Annotated in this window: 20 protein-coding genes, 2 tRNA genes and 1 riboswitch; of the genes, 21 read left to right on the forward strand and 1 reads right to left on the reverse strand. The window is 49.9% G+C overall.

All coding sequences use genetic code 11. The annotated features are described in order from the left end of the window. The 6 genes from AC3WTJ_RS33035 to AC3WTJ_RS33060 all read left to right on the forward strand — a co-directional run bounded on the left by AC3WTJ_RS33035 (position 1) and on the right by AC3WTJ_RS33060 (position 3,641). Positions 1–74: transfer RNA gene (locus AC3WTJ_RS33035), tRNA-Pro, on the forward strand. A 7-nt stretch (positions 75–81) separates the two neighbouring features. Continuing rightward, positions 82–152 (forward strand) — tRNA-Gly (locus tag AC3WTJ_RS33040). Positions 153–314: 162 nt separating this feature from the next. Beyond that, the gene (locus tag AC3WTJ_RS33045) at positions 315–476 is read left to right on the forward strand and encodes a hypothetical protein (RefSeq protein ID WP_492525451.1); all 162 of its coding nucleotides are present in this window, start codon (positions 315–317) and stop codon (positions 474–476) included. Positions 477–677: 201 nt separating this feature from the next. After that, entirely contained in the window at positions 678–1,610 is a 933-nt protein-coding gene (locus AC3WTJ_RS33050) for an aldo/keto reductase (RefSeq protein WP_492525453.1), read from the forward strand. A gap of 143 nt (positions 1,611–1,753) precedes the next feature. Further along, positions 1,754–1,903, forward strand: a riboswitch (cyclic di-AMP (ydaO/yuaA leader). Position 1,904: 1 nt separating this feature from the next. Next, on the forward strand, positions 1,905–2,813 hold the full coding sequence (locus AC3WTJ_RS33055; RefSeq protein ID WP_492525455.1) for a C40 family peptidase: 909 nt from the start codon (positions 1,905–1,907) through the stop codon (positions 2,811–2,813). A 168-nt stretch (positions 2,814–2,981) separates the two neighbouring features. After that, on the forward strand, positions 2,982–3,641 hold the full coding sequence (locus tag AC3WTJ_RS33060) for a hypothetical protein (protein WP_492525457.1): 660 nt from the start codon (positions 2,982–2,984) through the stop codon (positions 3,639–3,641). Positions 3,642–3,725: 84 nt separating this feature from the next. On the opposite strand, the gene AC3WTJ_RS33065 is transcribed toward AC3WTJ_RS33060, so the two are convergent. Beyond that, on the reverse strand, positions 3,726–4,907 hold the full coding sequence (locus AC3WTJ_RS33065) for a glycosyltransferase family 2 protein (RefSeq protein WP_492525459.1): 1,182 nt from the start codon (positions 4,905–4,907) through the stop codon (positions 3,726–3,728). Positions 4,908–5,009: 102 nt separating this feature from the next. Between AC3WTJ_RS33065 and yyaC the strand changes: the two genes are divergently transcribed. The 15 genes from yyaC to AC3WTJ_RS33140 all read left to right on the forward strand — a co-directional run bounded on the left by yyaC (position 5,010) and on the right by AC3WTJ_RS33140 (position 22,786). Next, positions 5,010–5,543, forward strand: coding sequence for a spore protease YyaC (gene yyaC, locus AC3WTJ_RS33070; RefSeq protein WP_492525461.1), 534 nt, complete (start codon positions 5,010–5,012; stop codon positions 5,541–5,543). Positions 5,544–5,574: 31 nt separating this feature from the next. Then, positions 5,575–7,377 carry an ABC transporter ATP-binding protein gene (locus AC3WTJ_RS33075; protein ID WP_492525463.1) on the forward strand — a complete coding sequence of 601 codons (1,803 nt, stop codon included), beginning with the start codon at positions 5,575–5,577 and terminating at the stop codon, positions 7,375–7,377. Between the two features lie 372 nt (positions 7,378–7,749). Beyond that, the gene (locus AC3WTJ_RS33080; RefSeq protein ID WP_492525465.1) at positions 7,750–8,730 is read left to right on the forward strand and encodes a phosphotransferase enzyme family protein; all 981 of its coding nucleotides are present in this window, start codon (positions 7,750–7,752) and stop codon (positions 8,728–8,730) included. A 58-nt stretch (positions 8,731–8,788) separates the two neighbouring features. Then, complete coding sequence (locus tag AC3WTJ_RS33085; protein ID WP_492525467.1) at positions 8,789–9,238, forward strand: hypothetical protein; 450 nt, start codon at positions 8,789–8,791, stop codon at positions 9,236–9,238. A gap of 56 nt (positions 9,239–9,294) precedes the next feature. Further along, positions 9,295–9,558: a hypothetical protein gene (locus AC3WTJ_RS33090; RefSeq protein WP_492525469.1), complete on the forward strand. Its 264-nt coding sequence runs from the start codon at positions 9,295–9,297 to the stop codon at positions 9,556–9,558. Between the two features lie 103 nt (positions 9,559–9,661). After that, positions 9,662–10,552, forward strand: a complete 891-nt coding sequence (locus AC3WTJ_RS33095) for a LysR family transcriptional regulator (protein WP_492525471.1) — start codon at positions 9,662–9,664, stop codon at positions 10,550–10,552. A 105-nt stretch (positions 10,553–10,657) separates the two neighbouring features. Further along, positions 10,658–11,095, forward strand: coding sequence for a rhodanese-like domain-containing protein (locus AC3WTJ_RS33100; RefSeq protein ID WP_492525473.1), 438 nt, complete (start codon positions 10,658–10,660; stop codon positions 11,093–11,095). Positions 11,096–11,287: 192 nt separating this feature from the next. Next, a complete protein-coding gene (locus tag AC3WTJ_RS33105) occupies positions 11,288–13,294 on the forward strand; it encodes a helix-turn-helix domain-containing protein (protein ID WP_492525475.1) in 2,007 nt (668 codons plus the stop codon). A gap of 48 nt (positions 13,295–13,342) precedes the next feature. Continuing rightward, a complete protein-coding gene (locus tag AC3WTJ_RS33110; protein WP_492525477.1) occupies positions 13,343–13,807 on the forward strand; it encodes a helix-turn-helix transcriptional regulator in 465 nt (154 codons plus the stop codon). A gap of 128 nt (positions 13,808–13,935) precedes the next feature. Next, a complete protein-coding gene (locus tag AC3WTJ_RS33115) occupies positions 13,936–15,303 on the forward strand; it encodes an aspartate aminotransferase family protein (protein ID WP_492525479.1) in 1,368 nt (455 codons plus the stop codon). Between the two features lie 34 nt (positions 15,304–15,337). After that, positions 15,338–17,101: an IucA/IucC family protein gene (locus AC3WTJ_RS33120; RefSeq protein WP_492525480.1), complete on the forward strand. Its 1,764-nt coding sequence runs from the start codon at positions 15,338–15,340 to the stop codon at positions 17,099–17,101. Between the two features lie 2 nt (positions 17,102–17,103). After that, entirely contained in the window at positions 17,104–18,342 is a 1,239-nt protein-coding gene (locus tag AC3WTJ_RS33125; protein ID WP_492525482.1) for an MFS transporter, read from the forward strand. A 10-nt stretch (positions 18,343–18,352) separates the two neighbouring features. Then, a complete protein-coding gene (locus AC3WTJ_RS33130) occupies positions 18,353–20,173 on the forward strand; it encodes an IucA/IucC family protein (RefSeq protein WP_492525484.1) in 1,821 nt (606 codons plus the stop codon). After that, a complete protein-coding gene (locus AC3WTJ_RS33135; protein ID WP_492525486.1) occupies positions 20,173–22,122 on the forward strand; it encodes an IucA/IucC family protein in 1,950 nt (649 codons plus the stop codon). The genes AC3WTJ_RS33130 and AC3WTJ_RS33135 overlap by 1 nt, the downstream gene beginning before the upstream one ends. A 49-nt stretch (positions 22,123–22,171) precedes the next feature. After that, on the forward strand, positions 22,172–22,786 hold the full coding sequence (locus AC3WTJ_RS33140; protein ID WP_492525488.1) for an RraA family protein: 615 nt from the start codon (positions 22,172–22,174) through the stop codon (positions 22,784–22,786). Positions 22,787–22,803: the final 17 nt, after the last annotated feature.

Consider the following 22,803-nt stretch of genomic DNA (forward strand, 5'->3'; position numbering starts at 1 on the left):
CGGGATGTAGCTCAGCTTGGTAGAGCACCTGCTTTGGGAGCAGGGGGTCGCATGTTCAAATCGTGTCATCCCGATATTTACGCGGGTGTAGTTCAATGGTAGAACTTCAGCCTTCCAAGCTGGTAGCGTGGGTTCGATTCCCATCACCCGCTTCACAGAAAAGAAAGAGCCACCTTCGGGTGGTTTTTTCTTTTGTGCGGGTAAGGGAAAAGAACCCACAAAGGGTTCGGCCGTCCGTGAAGGCAGCTTGAGTTATCTCGAGTAGGACGCGCGTCCAAATCTACCGCTGATTGCTTCCGTAGGAGGCATGTTGGATGGGGATTATGCGCGGGCGGGAAACGGAAGGGAAGTGGAGGTCGCTATTTCGAGCAAATCAGCCGAATTTCCCGCTTAGGGGAACTACAGGGCTTTATTTGCCGCCAAAAAGTGGCGCATCACCCGAAAACGGCAAAATAGCGGATCACTGTTCCCTCTGAGGGGCGGATGCACCGTTTTTCAACTAAATAGAGGCCAGTAGTTCCGTTACGTACAGAAAAGACATGGTACAGCTATGGAGACCATCCTAACCCGATGCCGAACTCGCTCATTCCTTGGCAAAAGTAAATGAAAGCGGTATACTTGTTTTGTTAACGTGTGCATTATCGTGAGACGAGATCAATGAAATGAGGTCGGCGACTATGAAAGTGAAAAAGTTAGGACATGCAGGTTTTGACATCTCAAACATAACATTTGGCTGTTGGGAGCTCGGAGGAGGTCCTTGGGAGTTCACGAACGACCAAAATAATATCGAGCTCATCCGTAAAGCGTTCGAGCTGGGCATCACAACGTTTGATACAGCTGAAGGCTACGGCAATGGACACTCGGAAGAGATCGTCGGAGCTGCTCTGTCGGATATACGTAAGCAATGCATTATTACGACGAAGGTGAGCCGAAGCAATCTAGCTCCTCAAGATGTAAGAAGATCGGCAGAAAACAGTTTGAAGCGTTTGAAGACTGACTACATAGATGTTTATTACATTCACTGGCCAAGTTTTGAGATCCCTGTGCAGGATACACTTGGTGAATTTGTGAAGCTGAAAGAAGAAGGCTTGATCCGGGCTATCGGCGTTTCGAATTTTTCTTTGGAGCAGCTGAAAGAAGCCGTAAATTACGCGCAAATCGATGTGATTCAGCCGGAATACAGTTTGCTGCACAGAGCTATCGAGCCAGAGATTTTGCCATTCTGTCAGGAGCATAACGTTGGCGTGATGAGCTACAGCTCGATCGCCAAGGGGATTCTGACAGGTGCTTTCCACCTTCATGGAAAGGCATTGAAAGAGGGAGACTTCCGCAAGGAGAGAAGGCTGTTCCTGCCGGAGCATTTGGAGGCGGAGAAAGAGCTTTTAGCTGTCATGAAAGAAATGGCGGATGCCAAGGACGCTAACGTGACACAGATCGCAATTGCTTGGCTGCTGCACCAGGAAGCACTTACTTCAGCTATTATAGGGACACAGGATGAGCATCATCTTGAAAATAATATCAAAGCGGCCTCATTAGCATTAACCGCCTCAGAGTTAGCAACTTTGAACACAGTCAGCGATCGTGCGCTATCCGTAATCGGCTACACCTAATCGCAGGCAAAACCACCCACTAGGGTGGTTTTTTTTGCCCATTATCCCTAGTATTCCGTACGCAATATGCGACAAAATTCATTGGTAAAACTTACCGTTTTGCAAAGGTTGTACCTACCATTTAAACTATGCTAGTCTAACATAGACAAAAAATGCCGAATCTTGGAGCATCGCAAGCTCTGGTACGGGGGACTTCTTTATTTGGGGTGAATGAGCGCTGCTAGCTGAGCGTACTAGGGAAAACCTCTTCCCGAACCCGTCAACTAACCTCGGAGGCGTCAAGGAGGCAAGGTTTTGAAATCTTTTTCTTCACGTCTTATTTGTTCATGCGCACTATTATGCGCCGCAGTACCGATGTTTACAGCACATTCCGCTCAGGCTGCATCCGCGCCTACGGACCGCCCTGTTAAGGTGCAAGTCAATGATGAGCTTCTGAAGTTTCCGGAAGTTCAGCCTTACATTGATGAGAAGGGCATCATGCAAGTTCCACTCCGAGTATTATCTGAGAAGCTGGGCTATCAGGTGAGCTGGGAGAAGCAAGAGGATCAAATCGAGGTCACACTGGTTAACAAGCAGCAATCCATCTTACTCATTACAGAGCAGCAACAAGCGCTTGTGAACAGTAAGAAGATCAGTTTGGAAAGCAGTCCAACCGTGTACCAAGGGAATACATATGTCCCACTGCGTTTCATCACGGAAACCTTCGGTTCGCCAATTGAATGGAATGAAGCCAATCAGATCGCGATTGTGGATGTGGATGGAAAATCGCACAAGCCAGCCTGGATCGCGCCGCCACCACCAGCTCCAGCACCGGCACCTAAGGTGGCAGCCGCCCCCGTTGTTCCGTCAGTGAGTGAGCAAATTATTCAGACGGCTAACTCCTATATGGGCGTGCGTTATGTATGGGGTGGAACGACGCCGAGTGGTTTTGATTGCTCCGGTTTTGTGCGGTTCCTCTATCAAGCGAAGGGGATCGATTTGCCCCGTACGTCAGCGGAGATGCACAGTGAAGCAGGTACGAAAGTGACGGATTTGAAAGCCGGAGACTTGGTATTTTTTGCTTCGAAAACAGTGAATCACGTAGGCATTTATCTCGGCAACGATCAATTCATTTCAGCGACAACATCCAGAGGCGTGGCTGTGGATAGCCTTTCAAGCGCTTATTGGAGCGCAAGGTATGTCGGAGCGAGAAGAGTTCTGTAAAGATAGGACTATCGAACACTTGTTTCTATGATCTTTCGAATGAAAGGCGTAGAAGGCAGGTGTTTTTTTTCGTTCGCAGAATCATGCGATTTTTATCGAAATTTTATGGTTTTTAGCCTATAATGAAGAAATGTTTGGAAGAAAGAAAGAGCAGGTGAACACGAGCGCATGCAATTAAGTGTCTGGAAGAGTTGGTTTCATAAAAAGAGACATTCGAGTGTAGCAGATAGCATGTATACCGTGGATAAGGGACCTGCAATGCCAGATGAGATCAGGGAAGTTATTCAGCAGTTTTTCCGTACATACAATCATTTCAAAGGGGCTAGAAGCCTGCAAACGGATACGTTTATCAAAGAAGTATTTTACGCAACGAAGCAGGATCCGAAAGATCAGCGAACAGTTGAAGAAATGGAAGCCTATATTCAACATAAGAATGTGCTGAGATTGCGCTTGAAATCTTATGTAATCGACGAGTATCTGAGTCTTGGTGAAAAAATCTGTATGATTGGTGTTACGAGGGAGTTTAGCAACAATCACAAGAATCGCGTCTTGTATTTTCTGATTAAGGAAAATGATTCCTGGAAGTTCCACCATATTGCAAGGTCGCATCATGGCACCATTTTAGATAAATTTCAAGTTAAAGAACAAACGGGTTTCGTCGTAGGAAACGATAAAGCCGCGCTCCTGTTCCTTACACACTCCAGTTCGTTAGATGCTTCCACGTTCATTACGGGAGATTATGTGCATGCGGAGGGGTATTTGGAAGTGGAACAAGAGCCGAGCAGCCATTTGTATTATAGGGTTGTACGGATGAATCGTGTTCACTAGAACGATAAACGATAAAATGATGCCACATACCGTGAGGGTAAGCTTTGCTCTGTCGAGTAACGCTTATTTGGCGTTTGTCCAAGGTTACCTCTTACTTCTTTTAAGTTCACGAAGCGAATAAAAAGTGCCTCTCCAGTAAATGCCGCCTTGTTTCCAAGTAAGCCAAACGGAGCGAATCATAGTATAGACAAGCAGTGAAGCGCTGACGGGAAGCAGATAGGCGGAATCACCTCTGAGGCTCATTAATCGGGACACTAGCTTGCGATAGAGCCAGATTTGCAGGATAACAGCAACCGCATAGACGGCTCCGCGCCAATCCCAGAGGAGGAGGAGTCCAAGCCATGGGCATATAAAAAAGCCGATCTGTCCCAAACAAGCGAGCAATGCGACTAGGTAGCTGTAACGAAAGCCGGAAAAAAGGTTTTTTTCCAGACCGATTACCGCATCTTTGAGCGAACGGTACCATTCCACTTGAAGCAGGTGTTTGGCAGACAGCACTCTTTGGCGGTAACCTGCTCTTTTGAGGAAAATGCCTAACTGTAGATCATCGTCAGGTCGTAATGCGATCGCTTTATGCATGCCAATTGCTTCATAAGCGCTCCGGCTTACCATATTGAAGGCTCCGATCCCGATGCCTGTTCCTTTCGCGTTGTCGATATTTGCGCGCCAAGGTCGAACGAACAAAGAAAATGAGAACAGAAAGAAATGAACGAATCCCTTGAGTAGAGCGCCTCGCGCAAACATATTGGGGGTCAGCGTGAGATGGTGCACATCCTGTTCCTTCATATAGGCGACCGCGTCGGTGATCGTACCGGGAGCAAAAAGAATATCCGCATCTGTAAAAAGCAAATACTGCCCTCTGGCCTGGAGATAGCCTTGGTATAGCGCATGGTTTTTGCCAAGCCAACCATCCGGCAGATGCGTGATGTGAATGATTTGCAGTTTGGTACGGATGTCCCCCTTACCTTCCGACCACTTGCGCAGCTCCTCCAACCGGACACCGGTAGCGTCCCGGGATCGATCATTCACGGCGATGATCTCGAGGCGCGGGTAATTTTGCGAAAGGAGATGCTTGACGGTTTCGCGGATTGTCGATTCCTCTTCTTTGGCGGCGATGATGACGGATACGAGCGGTGGCTTGTCCGAGAAAGGAGTGAGCGGAGACTTAGGCAGCGTTCGCAGGTTGGGCAAACCTTTTAGCACATCCACAGTGACGTATAACCAATACAGGAGGGTCAGAAGAGCGATGATGCCGAGAGTGGACACAGGATACCTCCTTATGGAAGAATAGAAGTTGATCGCATTATATCATTCATCCTTGGTAGGGGGAAATTTTTGCTGGAAGCTTGTAAGAGGGGGTAATGATGGATGGGAGAAACATTAGACAGACGGGAGCAATTTTGGAAAAAAATGAATGGCGAGCAGTTAGCTTCCTTTCTTGCAACTATTGAAAAGTCGTCTGAAATGGAGCCAAGCGCGCTCTTTTTTGTATGTATCGGGACAGACCGATCAAGCGGTGATGCCTTGGGGCCGTTAGTAGGCAGCAAGCTCGTTCAAAGTGGGTATCCTCATGTCATAGGGACGTTGGAGGCACCTTGCGATGCCAGTAATATTGCGGAGCGTCTGCAGGAAATCCCGCAGGGCCATGTCGTTATTGCGATAGATGCTTGTTTGGGTCAAAAGCTGTCGGTAGGCATGTACCAAGTATCGAATCAGCCCCTGGCGCCAGGGAAGTCGGTTGGCAAAGATCTACCGCAGGTTGGCGATTATACCATTGCCGCCATTGTCAACGTGGATGGGCCTAGGCAGTATAACATTTTGCAAACCACGTCGCTTTACAGGGTTATGAATATGGCGGATGAAGTCGTGGAAGCGATTCGGCACGCATTTCCTCTTGCATAGACAGTTTAAGTAACAGAATGGAGGGACGAAAATGGCACCAGGCGATATGAGGCGTCTATCCGATAGGGACCGGCCTAAAGCGAAATTGAAGGATGTGTCGGTTAAAAGAATACTGACCTTATTCCGAGGGTACTGGGGACAACTGTTAGGCATTATCGGATTGGCGCTGCTTGCAGCTGTGGTCGGATTGATCCCGCCTTTGGTCATGAAGGAGATCATTGACCAGGCGATTCCGCAAGGAAGTATGAGGCTGCTGGCCGAGATGGCGATGCTGATGCTGCTGCTTCCGGTCGTGAGCGGCGTGCTGGGCGTATGGCAAAATCATCTCAATACCAAAGTAACGCAAGGGGTAATCCGGGATTTGGGGTTGTCTTTGTTTCAAAATTTGCAGCGCCAGTCGATGGCCTTCTACACGGATGCCAGATCGGGTGAAATCGTGCAGCGGATTACAGGGGATGTGCAGGCCGTTCAAGGAGTGGTGACCTCGCTTGTGGTGTCTTCCATCACTCAGCTTGTCATTGTTGCGACAACGATTGGGATCTTGTTTGCCCTGGATTGGAAATTGGCCATTATCGCTGTGCTGATTCTTCCTCTTTTCATGATGCCGGTTAAAAAGGTTTCCAAGCTGCGCAAGGCGCTTCGCATCGAAACGCAAAAGGTGAGGTCCGATATTACCTCGCAGCTGAGTGAAAACTTCGGCATCTCCGGTGCCTTGTTGACCCGTATTTTCGGCAGGGAGCGTCAGCAGGAGGCTGAATTCAAGGCGATGAACCAGAAGGTGATGGATCTGGAGCTGCGGCTTAATCTGGTCGGCCGATGGTTCGGGATGGCGACGAGTACGCTCGGGCCGCTTGGTACAGCCATTATTTACTTGTATGGCGGTTATTCCGTGATTTCCGGCACCATGTCGCTTGGGGCGATTGTTGCTTTCTCGGCCTATCTCGGCCGACTGTATATGCCTGTAGGCACACTGTTGAACCTACAGGTAGAAGTTGGGACGGCGCTGGGGGTATTTCAGCGGATTTTTGAATATCAGGACATGGTGCCCGATGTCATGGATGCTCCTGATGCGCGGCCGCTGAGCCAAGTGGCGGGGCGAGTGGCTTATAAGCAAGTTTCCTTCGCTTATAAGCCTGGGCAGTACGCGCTGCGCGACGTCACGTTCGAGGCGCAGCCGGGCGAAATGATCGCGCTCGTCGGCCCGAGCGGCGCCGGCAAATCGACGCTGATCGGCATGATCGCGCGGCTGTACGACCCGACGGAAGGGATCGTCGAGGTCGACGGCGTGAACGTCCGCGGCGTAGGGCTTGCCTCGCTGCGCGCGCAAATCGCGTACGTGACGCAGGAATCGTTTCTGTTCCACGCGACGATTGGCGACAACCTGCGCTTCGCGCGGGAGGACGCTACGCGTGAGGAGATGGAGGCCGCGTGCCGCCAGGCCTACATCCACGATTTCATCGTGTCGCTCCCCGAAGGGTACGACACGATGGTCGGAGAGCGCGGGCACCGGCTCTCCGGCGGCGAGCGCCAACGGATCGCGATTGCTCGCGCGATCCTGAAGCGCCCGCGCATCCTCATCCTCGATGAGGCGACGTCGCACCTGGACTCGGAATCCGAGTCCTATGTGCAGGCGGCGCTCGAGGAGCTGATGCAAGGGCGCACGACGCTCGTGATCGCGCACCGGCTCTCCACGGTGCTGGCCGCCGATCACATTCTGGTGATCGAAGCGGGCAGCGTCGTGGAGCGGGGCACGCACCGCGAGCTGTTGGCTCTTGACGGGCTGTACGCGCGGCTGTACAGCACGCAGTTCGCCAAGACGGAAGAAGAGGCGTAGGATAGCCCTGGAAGGTCTGGAAAGACCTTTCGGGGCTTTTTTGTGTTTTGAAGAGAAGGGGAGCGCGAGCTAGGGGAACTATGGTCCTCTATTTTGGCTGGAACCAGCGATTTGGCTGTGGGGTGGGAACTACGGTACTCTATTTTGTCGTTTTTGAGCTGGAAAGGCCTCCCTGGGCGAGCATAGGGTCCTGTAGTTTCACTTCACGAGGGAAACATGCCGATTTTGCCCAAATAACGGCCTGTTGTTCCCTCCTGCTGTCCAACGGTTGCACCGAAGAGACACTTAATGTGGAGATTGCAGGATTTGGTGCATAAACCGCCAACTATAGGATATTCCCACATGTCGGTGATAGGACAAGGAGCAAATACGATGGTCGAGATCAACCAGGTGCTGGAGGAAATCGTAAGCGATATTTATGAGAAGTTTGGTAGGAGCGTTACGGATGCTTGCCGGCTTAATAGAGGTTGGCTGAATGTGAAATGGCGGTTTGCGACAGAGCATGGTCCTGTATTCGTTAAGTTTTATCATCCGGATCGGTATAAGCTGCATGTATCCGAGAAAAGGAAAAAGATAGAGTTGACTCTATCTTTGCAGCAGCGATTGCATGAGTCGGGTTTGGCTTGTCCAGAAGTTTATGCCTCCTCGGAGGGAATGTTCGTGCAAGAGACCCCGGCTGGCCACCATTATGTGACCATGAACTGGGTGGAGGGGAATGTGCCTATTCCCGGCAGCATGGGCCATTCTCATGTGGTTGATTTGGGTAAAACAACAGGTCATATGCATCAACTGCTTCAACAGGTTCCGCTAGCCAAACAAGCATGGAAACCGGATCGAGCAGCATGTCTGAAGGAGCTTCGAGCTAACCTGGAGCAAGCGATACAGAGCAATAACTTGCGACTCACTGCCTTGCTGGAAAAGGTGATCAGGAACATCCAGACGCTGGATTTTAAACGGTTTTCGGAGTGCCCGGTCGGCTGGCTGCACTGGGATCTGTGGGCGGATAATCTGCTGCTGGATGCAAAGGGGATAGCGGCGATCGTCGATTTTGACCGGATGGATGTGGCTTATCCAGAAATTGATATCGCTCGCGCTGTGTTGTCCAGTGCATGGGAGATGGGCTGGATGCGAGTGGATGCGGTTCAGGCGTTTTTAGATGGGTATCGGGAACATGCTGAAGCGCCCAGGGGAAAACTTCTGCAAGCTGTTCAGTTGCTGTATTTAATTGAATCCGTTTGGTGGCTTCGTACGGAGATTTATGAGGAGACTGGCGTCCCGGTGCGGTTTTTGCAGGAGATGGAGTGGCTGACTGAGCAGTGGGATCGGCTGCCGGATTTAATTGGCCATTTGTAGTAAACTTCCTTCATCTGCACAAGCTAACTGCAAATAAGATGAATGTGAGGGCGTTATTTTGAGAATATTTATGTGCATTTGGACGGTTGTCCTCCTGTTGAGTGCCAGTTATAATCCAGTTTCAGCTGCTGACGGGGCAGAGGTGTTTGACATTCAGAAGGGGGAGGTCGTGAAGAGTATTCCCCATTCGGGCAACTTGCAGAACGAAGTAGAGAAGTGGCTAGCAGCGATTGAAGGTCCTGTAGGTTCTATGAACATTGAGCCAGATAATGGAATAGCGATTAAAATTGAGCTTGCTCCCCCTTTGAAAATCAACAATTCATGGCTAAAGGGCACGGTGACGCAAGTCGTCTTATTTGTAAGTCAGTCGGATACGTACACCCCAAAGCTTTTAATTTTTACACAGGAAAACAATATGCTCGCCATGACGCTTAAGTATGATTTACACACATTCTTCATTAGCAATAATCTTTATCACCCACAGCTAAACCTGTCCATGCCAAACTAGAACTCTTGCATACGATATAGGGAATCGTATTTCTAGCAGGAAGCGGGTGAGGTTTCATGAAAAAGACACAGGCAGCCAGATCGGAAAATCAGGTGTATTCGAATCGGGTCGCGAGATCGGAGTTCGATAAAAACTGGCGGACGGTGATAGGCAGAAGCGGGTATATCATCTATATTGCGACGGCCAATCAGGCCAAAGTGACCGTTTTGCTGAATAACGGGTCAAGCAAATTAATCACCTTCAATAAAGGCGGCAGGGTGTTGGTTGGTTCCGGGGGCGTTAGTCATTATAGTAAACCCCATTTTGCCAAAGACCTTTAAATAGAATCAGGAAGATGAAGGCTGCCGAGGTTCGGTGGCTTTTTTAGTGCCCGGGTGTGGTACGATGTAGATAATATGTTTGCAGGAAGAGAGGTCATCCATAGTGGAGTTAACGTATTTAAAAACCTTTCGTGAAGTAGCCAAATGGGGAAGCTACACACGCGCCGCGGAAGTGCTCGGGTATGCGCAGTCGAGTATTACGACTCAAATTCAAAAGCTGGAGGAAGCATACGGTGCCGTTCTTGTAGAGCGGTTTGGAAGAAGTATGAAGCTGACGCTTGCCGGCGAGGCGCTACTTCAGTATGCCAACGACATTTACAGGCTCCATGAGGAGTCTAAAGAGGTCGTTTCCCGGCAGTCCAAAGGTATACTTTCCATTGGAACGATAGAAACGTTAGCCGCTTTTTTCCTTCCGCCGCATCTACAGACGTACCGCCAGCATTTCCCGGAAATCAATGTGACGATTCAACCGGGCAACGAGCCTTTCATTATTGAAGCTGTCAAAGAGGGGACCCTTGATTTGGGCATCATTTTGGATTCGCCTTTTAGCGATCCTGAGCTGTATTGCCACATGTTAAGAGAGGAAGAACTGGTTATCATCGCTAGTCCTGCGCACAAATTTGCCGCCGGTATCGATGGTGTGCAGATCGGAGATTTGGAAAAAGAATCTTTAATTTTAACGGAAGAGGGCTGCACGTACAGGGCCATGCTGCTTAGGACGCTTAAAAGCAATCAAATTCCCTATTCTATGTCTTACGAATTCGGAAATCTGGAAGCAATCAAGCAGTGCGTCATGTACGGACTTGGCATTGCGTTATTGCCGCGCATTGTTGTTGCTGAGGATATTCAAAAAGGCCGGCTGGCCGCGGTTCCGATTGTTCATCCGGATTTTAAATTTTATACGCAGCTTATTTATTCGAAGAAAAAATGGCAGTCCAAAGCATTTACCGGCTTCTTAGACGTTCTCGGTGCATCCAATTATCAAAATGAATGAAGTATAGTATCGAATTCTATCGATAACTCCATGGTTCAGGAACGTGTTATAGTCAATTCAAGTCATTCAGCGATTGAAAATAACACTCAAATGGAGGTCTTCATTATGAACAATCAACCTGTAATTTCGCTAGTCCTGGAAACGCCTGCTGCTTCACCGGAGGCTGTACATCGCCATTTTATGAATAAATTAGCGGTCGAAACGGATGTAGCGGATGTGCGCTATGACATGCAGCATGGAGTCAATGATTTCCTGCTGATTGATGTGAGGAGCAATAAGGCGTATACGGAATGTCATATCCCCGGCGCAATGAATGTGCCGTCCAACCAGATCAATGAAGAGACGACGGCTGCATTTTCCAAAGACCAAGTGATTGTTGTCTACTGCTGGGGGCCGGCATGCAATGGTGGTACGAAAGGCGCAGCCCGTTTATCTGGACTGGGATTTAGAGTGAAAGAGATGTTAGGCGGAATTGAGTATTGGCGCAAAGAAGGAAACGAGGTAGAGGGCACATTGGGGCAAGCAGCTCCGTTAATTGGATAGTAGTATAGCTGAAAAAAGGCACTCTCTCGGTCATTTGATGACTCGGGGGAGGCCTTTTTCTTTTTTTTGGATTGGAGAGGAATGGATATTAAGGGTTTTTTAGATAAAACAATTGATATTGATTATCAGTATCAATATAATAAAGCTAGTGAATAGGTAATCACCCAACAAATACCAGGAGGTGAACGAATATTGTCTTTTCAGGAGCAAATCTTGCTTTGGAATCATGCGGCGCTGAAAGTGTTGGACGTGCGTCGTACGATTTTGCAGCCAGGTGAAAGTATACATGGTTATCAGCTTCCGGCGAGTGTATTTCTGTATGCATCTCGGGGGAGGGCACAGTTGCTGGTTGATCATACGGTGTATTCAGCGGATAAATGTCATGTTTGTCATGCGGGCAAAGGCACTTTTCTTGATATTGTCAATGTTATGGAAACTTTTGAGTATTTTATGGTGTTCTATAAAGCCGTTCTGGCGCTTCCTGCCAGGAAAGATCTGCTGCGGCTGCAGGAGAAAAATAATCCATTTAAATGGCAGTTTGGATTTATGCCGCAGCGTTCGCTCTCCTTGTATCTGCAGATGGAAGAAATGCACCAACAATGGACACAGCTTGGCGCATTGGAAAAGTTCCACGTCAAAGCGTTATTCCATCAGTTTGTCTATGTGATGCTGCAGCAGTTGCAGGAGCAGGGCGGCGAAATGACAAGCCCAGAGCCTGTCGGCCAAGCGATTCGCTATATGCAGGAACGTTATGCGGAGCAAATTACGCTTCAGGGATTGGCGGAGCTGCTGGACTGCAACGGACGGCAACTGCAGCGGCTATTCAAAGCGAAGGTAAGCATGGGGCCGATGGAATATTTGATGCAGGTCCGGCTGGGGAAAGCGAAATCGCTTCTGCAACACACGGACGTACCGATTACTGAAATCGCAGAGGACGTTGGATATACGGACAGTTACTATTTTAGCCGAATATTTAAAAAGCATGTTGGCGTCTCTCCTGGCCGATTTAGGGAGAAGTCGGGTCAGGCTGATTTCGGTCGTCAAAATCCATTGGTTTTGTCGCGATTGCCCATTGTTCCCAGTAAATTGCAAAAGTATAGTGGGTTAGGTGAGGATGAATATCATTATCAAGATTTGGGTAGAGGTATGGCAGCCTATGCCGACTCAAGTCCAAAGTCTTCTATTGCCGTTGGCTTCATGCTGACGCTTGCCTTGCTCCTTAGTGTATGTTCAGGACCAGCCGCTGTAAGTGCTCAGGCAGACGGGAGTTCAGCTTATACGAAAAGAGCTTTGGTACAATCTTCGGCAGTCGTCGGAGGGACGTCAGAGTCGACTGCTATGACTGCTGTACATACAACTCGAACGATCACACATCTTAAAGGCGAACTGCCTCTGGACAAAATACCTGAGAAAATGGTTGTCCTTGATGCGCAATATATCGACCAGCTGTTGGCGCTTGGCAAACAGCCCGTTGGCACGGTGATTGCTACATCGGATGTTTCGGAATTCCCTGCCTATCTCTCACATCAGCTGAGTGGCATCCAATTGATGGGGACTAAAGAGAAGCCTGATCTCGAAGCGATTAAGCTGGTAAAGCCCGATCTTATTATTTGCACGGAGTTTCAGGCACATAAATATGATGAGCTTGCTCAGATCGCGCCGACGCTGCTGCTGGATCGGAATGCGGATTGGCGTTCCACGCTTCAAACATTCGCGCAAATTTTGGACAAAGAGCAAGAGGTACCTGACGTATTGGTCTCCTATGAGCATAAGATCGCAACTCTGCAAGCTGCGCTGGCAAGCAAGTTGGGCGGCGAGACTGTTGCTTTGATCAGGCCGCGAGATCGTAAGATTCGGCTTCATACGATTGCACATCGCACAGCAGATATCTTGTATAGAGATCTAGGGATTCAAGCTCCGGATTGCGCTAAGGACAGGGAGAGATCCAGCAAGTGGATTTCCCTGGAGTCGCTTCAACATGTCGATCGTTTACTAGTTTTAACGGACGATTCCAACAAAGAATTGATTAGTGAATATCAGAAATCCGAAGAGTGGCAGCGTCTAAGAGCTGTGCAAGCCAATCAAGTGTACTCGGTTAATACAACAATGTGGATCGGATATTACGGTCCTATTGCCATCGATCTTATTTTGGATGAGATCGCAGTAGCTTTCCTGCAAGAAGATTTGCTGACGGTATAGAGATACTAGTGTGAGAGTCACCTACTATATACGGATGGAGAAGAGAATATGACCTTAACCAAAGTGCGTTTGACGATCGATTCCAGTGCGGAGGATGAATTGGCGCGTGCTAAGCTGATCGATTTGCATCAAATTGTCGTTGATCAGGTAATGCGGCTTAAAATAAATGAGTCGGTGAAAGTCACGATTGAATATGGGGGAGCCGATCAGGAAGATCGGCTTTCTTCGCCAGCGGTGGCGAGTGGTGAGAAGGATGGGGATGATCTGCAAAGCGGGAAAATGGATAGCTTAAGCGAGAGGCAACGGCAAATCGCCGAGATGCTCTGCAACCATTATTCGATTAAACGAATAGCAGAAGAGCTTTATGTGAGTGTGAATACCGTCAAGAAACATATTCAGAATATGAAAAAAGTGCTCAATATCGATGTTTCGGGCGCAGATTTTATTTATACGGTGAAGAAAATACTGCAGTATGGGGGCAGTGAGAGTAAGGTCATGCTTCAATCGGAGTAGTGATATTATCTGATTGGAGAATTTACGGGTTTCGGACTTGTTTGGTATGCTGATGATGTTAACTGATAATGATTATCATTATCATAAAACAATGTCAAATAAACAAGATCTGAAGGAGTGAAGCAATAATGGTTAATCTTACTGTCACGGAACAGTCCCAAAATACGCGCTATCTCGAAAGCCAATCGCAGCGGGAATCCAATGCGAGATCGTATCCTAGAAGGCTTCCGATTGCGATACAAGAAGCGGAGGGAATTTACGTAAAAGATATGGACGGCAAGGTGTATTACGATTGCCTTGCAGGAGCCGGGACGCTTGCGCTCGGTCACAATCATCCTGTGGTCGTTGATGCGATCAAGCAAATGTTGGACAGCAAACGACCGCTGCACACACTGGATTTGACGACTCCGCTGAAGGAGCAATTCGTGGATGAGCTGTTTGCCAGCTTGCCGGAGGAATTCGCCAAGAACGCACGCATCCAGTTTTGCGGTCCGACAGGCGGAGACGCCATCGAAGCGGCGATTAAGCTTGTCAAAACGGCTACGGGCAACCGCAGCATCCTGTCCTTCCAAGGCGGGTACCACGGATCCACCCATGCGGCTATGAGCCTTAGCGGAACGCTTGGGCAAAAAGAAAAGGTGAACGGCCTGATTCCAGACGTACACTTCATGCCATACCCCTATGCCTATCGCTGCCCGTTTGGCGTCGGCGGAGAACAAACACATGAGCTTTCCTCCCGTTATATCGAAAATTTACTCGACGATCCCGAAAGCGGCATTGTTTCACCAGCTGGCATGATTTTTGAAGTTGTGCAAGGCGAAGGCGGATCTATTCCTGCACCTGTGGAGTGGCTCCGCGAAATGCGGAGAATTACGCAAGAGCGGAATATTCCACTCATTATTGATGAGGTGCAAACTGGGCTTGGCCGGACCGGCAAGCTGTTCGCATTCGAGCATGCCGGCATCATTCCGGATGTGCTGGTGCTGTCCAAAGCAATTGGCGGAAGCTTGCCGCTATCGGTCGTCATTTATAACAGCAAATTGGATGTATGGAAGCCGGGCGCGCATATCGGTACGTTCCGGGGCAATCAGATGGCCATGGCAGCAGGTCTGGCTACACTGAAGTTCATTAAGGAGCATGATGTACCAGGCAAAGTGGAGAAACTCGGCCAACATCTACGCAATCATTTAAACGAGCTGAAACTTGATGTGAACTGTATCGGAGATGTGCGTGGAAGAGGCTTAATGGTCGGCGTAGAAATCGTCAACGCGAAAGCTTCGTTGGACCGGCTTGGCCATTATCCCCAGTATCCCGAGTTGGCTAGACGGATACAGCAGGAGTGCTTCAACAGGGGGCTGATCCTTGAAGTCGGCGGCAGACATTCTTCCGTCATGCGGTTCTTGCCACCGCTCATCGTCACGCAGCAGCAATTGGATGAAATTGCGCGTCTGTTCAGTGAAGCTGTTCGTGCGGCCTGCGCTGCTTTGGATGCGTGAGCGGAGCGGCAGAGAGAGGAGAGATCGACCACGGATGTTACAACAGCAAACGGACGCAGCCGCGAAAAGTACGGAGCTGGCGGAAACGGCGACCATACGCGCATTGCTAAACAGCTATTTGAGAGAAACCGGGGAAAGAGACCCTAGGGCAGCAATCCCCGGATTACGATATTTTATTGATTCTTTTCCTAAGCAAGGCGATCCGTTTATGCTTCATCTTCCCATGATCGGCAAAACGATCACCGGGGCCATAACGTATTACTCGGCTATTGGTCAGCATACGTATGGATCATTTTTTTATGAAGCCATATCCGGTGGTGTATTTCGTGAACTGAACATGGAACGGTTGCTTACGCTGCTGCTCGCAGAGCTGGGAAGAAGTGAAAAGGCTGAAAATGGTCTTAGTGACGAACAGCGGGTAAGATCCCGAATCGACAATAGTTACCGGAAAATGAGCCTATATATGGAGCATTTTCTGAATCAAACCCAGGCGGAGCTCGCCTGGAAGCCGGAATATATCCGCTCGGAGCAATCGCTCTATTTCGGTCATCCGTTTCATCCTTATCCGAAAAGCACCGAAGGTTTTGACTTTAGCGAACTTGCCGCTTACAGCCCTGAGATGGGTGCATCCTTTCAACTGCATTATTTTGCAGTCCGCAAGGAGCTGGTGCATGAAGAGTGGCTGGATGGAGAAGAAGCCGTGGCGCTTCGGCCTTTCGCTACCTTGCATGCGCGTCAGCAGTTAGGCGATGCAGCAGGAAACTACAAATTGCTGCCTATGCATCCTTGGCAGGCGGTTCATATCCTGCGCCAGCCGCAAATTCAGGAAAGGATGAAGAAATCGGATATCATCAGCCTTGGTTTATGCGGTCCTGTCGTATATCCGACTTCATCGGTAAGAACAGTGTGGGAACCGGCCGGAGGCTACGGCTTCAAGCTGCCGCTGCATGTTCGCATCACGAATCTGCTGCGTGAGAATACGCAGGAGCAAGCAGAACGGACGATGGATGCGGCACGCGTGCTGCATCATCTTAAGGATGCGTGCAACAAGGATCATTTTCAGATTCTTTCCGAAACGGGTTACAGCAGTGTTCGGTTGGCAGAGATGCCAGAGGAATGGTCAGCTTGTTTCACGGTCATTTACCGTCCAATGAAGCTTCCTAACCCATTCACGTACGTGCTGGCTTCGGTGTTAGAAAGCTTGCCAGGGCAAACGGAGCCTAAACTGATCCAGGCAATTAGACAAAGCGGGCAAGGAACACTGCCTGACTTGCGGAAGTGGCTGGCTGCATACTTGCGAATCTCGATGGTATCGCTGCTGCGCCTTCTAGCCGAGCAGGGAATTTCCTTCGAGGCTCATTTGCAGAACTCGCTAGTGTCCTTGAAGAAGGGCATGCCCGATTGCTTCTATGTCCGCGATCTCGAAGGCGTAAGCATCGACCGCCGTAAGGCAGTAGAAGCTGGCTGGACTCAAACGCTGCTGGCAGAGAACAGTCCTGTTCTCTACGAAGAGTCTGAAGCTTGGATGAGAACAAAATATTATTTCTTCGTGAATCACTTAGGTTCACTAGTCCATACGATTGCGGCCCATAGCCGTGAAGCTGAAGAGCCATACTGGCGAATCGTCCAGGACGTGCTCCAACAAGAGCGTTCGAGAGCGGACGAAAGGATGCTTCCTTACCTTGATGATTTGCTGTATAGCGAAAGCCTGCCCGCGAAAGCCAATTTTACAAGCTGTTTTTTATCTAGGGGAGAAAAACCGCTGTTTGTCGACATCCCAAATCCGATGAAGGTGTAACTGTGGAGAAGTGGAAACGGAATCTTTACATTTTATACGTCGGTCAATTTCTGGCTATGGCCTCAACGAGCAGCATTACCCCCTTTCTACCGCTGTACTTACAAGAACTCGGACTTACGGATCCGAAAAAGGTGCTTTTCTGGTCCGGCATGATCTACGGAGCGAACTTGCTGACGGCCTTTCTGTTCTCCCCGATCTGGGGAAAGTTGGCTGACCGCTATGGGCGCAAAGTGATGCTCGTCCGATCCGGCATCGGCATGGCGGTCACGATTACATTGATGGGCGTTGCCGCCAGCCCGGTGCATTTGCTGCTGCTGCGTCTCGTCAACGGCGTGCTTTCCGGGTTCGGCCCGGCGGCCATCGCCCTTACCGCCACGAATACGCCGAAAGAGCGCAGCGGGTATGCGCTGGGTATTTTACACTCCGGGGCGGTAGCCGGAACGATTTGCGGGCCGCTGCTGGGCGGCTTGATGGCTGACCATTTCGGCCTGAGAGAGGTGTTTTTTTATACCGGCATCAGCATTTTTGTAGCCGCCCTAATCGTTATTTTCGGCGTTAAGGAAAAGTTCGAGAAGAAAGTGAAAGCGGAAAAGAAAACAGATCTGATTCAGGATTTTAAACTCATTGTGGCTAGAAAGCCAATTGCCTCGCTTTTCGTCTCCTCCGCACTATTAAGGGCGGCCATGATCGGCACCCTGCCGCTCATTCCGCTATATGTACAGCATTTGGCGGCTGGATCCGATAATCTGGTCGTTCTGGCAGGGATCACCTCGGCATCTATGGGGATAGCCAATATGATTACAGCTCCGTATCTGGGCAAATTGGGCGACAAATACGGATCGCATCGGATTTTTATCTATGCGGTACTTGGCGCGATTGTGTTTTCGATCCCGCAGGCGTTTGTCCACCAATTATGGCAGCTAATTGTCTTAAGATTTTGTACCGGCGCTTGCATTGGCGGCATGATGCCATCGATGAACGTGCTGATTCGGCAGTATGCACCGGCAGGCATGGAGAGCCGCACATACAGTTATGTCAACTGCGCTGTGCTGCTTGGCGGCTTGGCAGGCTCACTCGGTATGGGTGCCATCGCGTCGAACTTTGGCTTGCCGATGATCTTTCTGTGTGCAGCCGGACTGCTGATTATGAGTAACATTTGGATGAGATTGAACGTGTTTCCCCACATCACGCAGCGCAAGGAATCGGCTGCTCTGGCCGTCGGCCAGGAAATAATCAAATGAGGTGTAGCGAATGAATACGACACAATGGGTATCTGCAAGCCAGGCTGATTTGGATAAAAAAGTAGAAGAACGGGTGCTTGGCCAGTTAATTGAGGCTGTTCTTTATGAGCAAATTGCCATTCCCTTAAGCGGAGTGCCGGCGTCCGGATTTGATGGGGAGCTTGTTCTGCAAGGGAAAGCGGCTGACGGGGAGACGGTTGCCTACCGTTTTCAGGCAAGAAGAAAAAAGACCTTTGACCGCATCCGTTTAGCCAGAGATACGATCAAGCGCCAGAAGGGGAAGGAAGAATGGGCCACTGCGCAAGTGTCCCAGTTCGTTCTGGAAGTGCTTGGCCAGATTCAGCCGGACAAAGAACGCCTGGATATGCTGCTTCAAGAGCTGCAAAGCACGTTCGTGAACGATGTTCAAGCTCAGGCATACCGGGCATCTTTGCCACAAGCAGGGCAGCAGCGCAGCTATGATGAGTTGGAAAGCTTGCTGGACGGCCATCCGTATCACCCGTGCTACAAGTCTCGAATCGGCTTTAGCTTGGAGGAAAATGCACGGTACGGCCCTGAGTTTAATCAGGATCTGCAGCCAGTATGGCTGGCCGTTGCCAAGGCTTATAGCCAACTTTCCCTGTTGAAAGGCGAAGATTACCGGAACATCATTCAGGCTGAACTTGGCAGCGAAACGGTTAGCCGGTTCGAGGCGATTTTGACCGATAAAGGGTTGAATGCGGCTGATTATCTGTTCATGCCTGTTCATCCTTGGCAGTGGGAACACATGATTACCTCTGCCTTTCAGCAGCAATTAACGGATTCTACCATCGTGAAGCTTGGGTATGGTGATGATGTCTACCGTGCGCAGCAATCCATTCGCAGTTGGGCGAATCAGTCGAACCCAGAGAGAGCTTATTTGAAAATGGCGCTGAATATTACGAATACTTCGACCAGGCGCATGCTCGCGAAGCATACGATTCTGAACGCGCCGCTTGTTTCGCGCTGGTTGTTGTCGTTGACGGAGAAAGATGAGACGGCTCAGAAGCTTGATCTTGTTTTTCTGGCTGAATTTGCAGGCATCACCTATGAGTATGATAAGCTCCCTGCTGACTTGCAGCCGCAGGCCTACGGGAACTTGGGGGTCGTGTGGAGGCAAAGCGTACACCGCTTCTTGAAAGACGGCGAAGCCGCTATTCCGCTGAGCTCCGTCACGTATGTAGACGGTCAGCTGCCATTCATTGAGCCGTGGGTACAGCAATATGGCCTCCAAGCCTGGACGCGCCAGCTGCTTAATACAGCCATAACCCCGCTTATTCACATGCTGTATGCGCACGGATTGGCGATGGAGTCGCATGCTCAAAATATCGTGCTCATCCATAAAGACGGCCTGCCTGCTCGATTGGCGTTGAAGGATTTCCACGATGGCTTGCGGTTCTCCAAAGCGCAGCTTCCACAGCCGGAGCTTTGTCCGGATCTGAACTTGGAACCTGCAGCGCACCGGGCAATCAACCGGCATTCCTATATGCAAACGGATGACTTGGAAGCCGTGAAAGATTTTCTGCATAGCGCCTTTTTCTTCGTATGTTTAGGCGACATCGGGATATTTTTGAACGAGCGTTACGGGCTGGAAGAGTCGGAGTTTTGGCAAATGGCCGCTGATGTCATTCGGCAGTATCAACAGGAGCACCCTGAGCATGAGGCTAATTTTAAAAAATATGATCTCTTCTCCGATACAATTCGGATCGAACAATTAGCGCGTAGAAGGCTATGGAAGGACATGGAAGTCGATCCGAAGCATGTTGCGAACCCCTTAGCCCAATATCGTTTCTCACAAGGAGGCCGTGTATAATGCCAAACAAACATTCGGGCAATAAGGCTGAACAACGGGTAATGGAAGATCTGGTTAATGCTTTGCTGGCGGAACAATTTCTAGAAGGTCAAGCGTCTGTAGAGCTGCTAACCAAAGAAGAATGGACTTCAATTGCCTCCCAGGACGATCAGTTGAAAATGGTTCAGGAGCAATTCGGAGCTGAGGTAGAATCGCAGGCAACTCATGTATATCGGTGGAAGCTGGAGGATGCCGTCATTGTGTTTCCAGTGGGCACGTCGATCACGCAGCCATATCGGTTTGAAGCTTCCTACGGTGTATATAAAGTAAGCCAAGGGAATCTGTCCAGGCTCGGCTCGTTGGAGCTTATGGGGCATGTTGTGACGCTGTACGCTAATGACCCGGTGGCGGTAGATCCATATGGCGCAGTGAAGTTCCTGCATATGATCGAACAAACGCTGCTGCAAACCTCATTTTCGCTGGAAAATGAGCAGCCGAGCGCGCCGATTCTCGGATTGCCGCAGGCGGCTTCCCTGCTGGAGGCAGAGCGTAAAGCGGCTTACCGTGACCGGCCTTTCCATCCAGTGTCCAAAGTGAAGCAAGGATGGGTTTATGACGAGTGCAGCAGCTACACGGCTGAATTCGGACGTCCGATCAAGCTGAACTGGATGGCTGTGAAGCAGGATTACGTCGTATCCGGGCTTGAGGAAGGGCGCGAGTTGTTTCCGGTAGACCTGCTGCTTTCGGAGGAGGAACGAAATCAAATCAACGCGGAGCTGGACAGACGCGGTCTAGGTGAAGGCGCATATACAGCGATTCCTGTGCATCCATGGCAGATGTCCGCAATTTTACCGGAGCAGATGAAAAGAGAGCTCGAAGAGAAGATCTGCATTCCTTTGGAGACGGAAACGGGCACCTTCTACGCAACATCATCCGTGCGTTCCCTCATGCCGGAAAATGAGAGTCCTTATCATGTGAAACTGACGTTAGGCATTTATTCACTTGGCGGGCTGCGCTATTTGTCGGCAATTAAGCTGATGAACGGCCAGCAAGCGGAGTCCTTGATGAGACAAGCCGTGGAGCGGGATACTGTGCTGAAGCAAAAGCTGTTTTTATGCGATGAAACAAAATGGTGGGCGTATTTGCCGGAAGACCGGGATTTGTTCGCAGACTATCCAAGACATTTATCTACGATGATTCGGGAATATCCGGCAGAGCTTGTCCAAGATGCTGATATTCGTCTTCTGCCGATGTCGGCGCTGTCGGTTCATGAGTCTGTGGAAAACGGGCATCTATTTGATGAGTGGTTAAAATGGATTGGATCGAATCAAAGTGCCGATACCGTCGTGCAGCTGTTTCGTGAAGTGCTGGTGTCCTACTTCGAGATCTGTTTCCGCTTGTTCCGACTCGGGATGATGCCGGAAGTGCATGGCCAGAACTGTGTGCTGGTCTGGAAGCATGGCAAAATCGAAGGGCTGCTGCTTCGCGATCATGATGCGCTGCGCGTGCATGTGCCTTGGTTAAACGCGAATGGTCTCGAAGACCCGGCGTACACGCTCCGTGCGGGATATCCGAACTCGCTGTATCACGATCAGCCGCAAAAGCTGCTGACTTTTTTCCAAATGCTCGGCATCCAAGTGAACAGCTACGCCATACTGAAAAGCGTTGCTGACTACTACGGCTTGAAAGAAGCGTTCTTGTGGAAAGAGCTTCAGTCATGCTTGGAGGAGGCCATCCAGAAAGCAGAAGTGCCGGAGGAAGTAGCGGAAGTTCTGAACGATGCTCTGTTCGTTAAGGCTGCTTGGCCATGGAAGCAAATCGTGCGTCCGCTTCTTAAAAAACAGGCCTTGCGCGTTCCGGGCAGCATGCCTTATGGCCAAGGCGAAGTGGCGAATCCCTTTCATGTTTTGAGTGAGGCACATCAGACAAAGGACTTGAGCAGAGAAGCTCAGCTTACGAGTCGCGCATAATTAACGATGTTAAGGAATTTAAGGCAGTTAACGATAGGAGAGATCACGTATGTTTCGTATTCAACCAAGGGTACAAGGCGTAACGCCTGAACTTCTGGAGCTGTATAAAGACATTAGCCCCTCTACGATCGGTCATATGACAGACTTCGGCTTTCTGCACGGCGCTCAGCCGCTATTCAGGCCGATTCGGCTGTTGGGGAACGCTGTAACGGTACGTACACCGCATATCGACTCCAGCGCCATTACTAAGGCTATGGAGTTAGTGCAGCCCGGGGATGTGCTCGTGATTGACATGTCCGGCGATGAGCAGCGTGCTTGTTGGGGAGAATTCAGAACCTATGCGGCGATAGCCAAAAAGGTTGCCGGTGTCATTGTTTCCGGCTGCGCTGCGGATGTTCGCGCGATTACGGGACTCGGCTTTCCCGTGTACTCCAAGGGAATCAGCGCGCTCACCACGCGGACGCTGAAGCTGGAGGGCGAGGTCAATACGCCTGTTAGCGTATTTGGGGTAAGCATTCAACCCGGCGATTTGATCGTGGGGGATGATGACGGTGTTTTCGTTATCAATCCGAGCGAAGCGACGGAAATCGGTTTGAAGGCTTTGGAGAAACAGCACAAAGAAGAGCAGAGAAGAAAAGAATACGGCTACGTCCTGCCGATCTAGATAAATTCCAGTATATG

It is taken from the genome of Paenibacillus sp. FW101-FHT12H11, assembly GCF_058790355.1.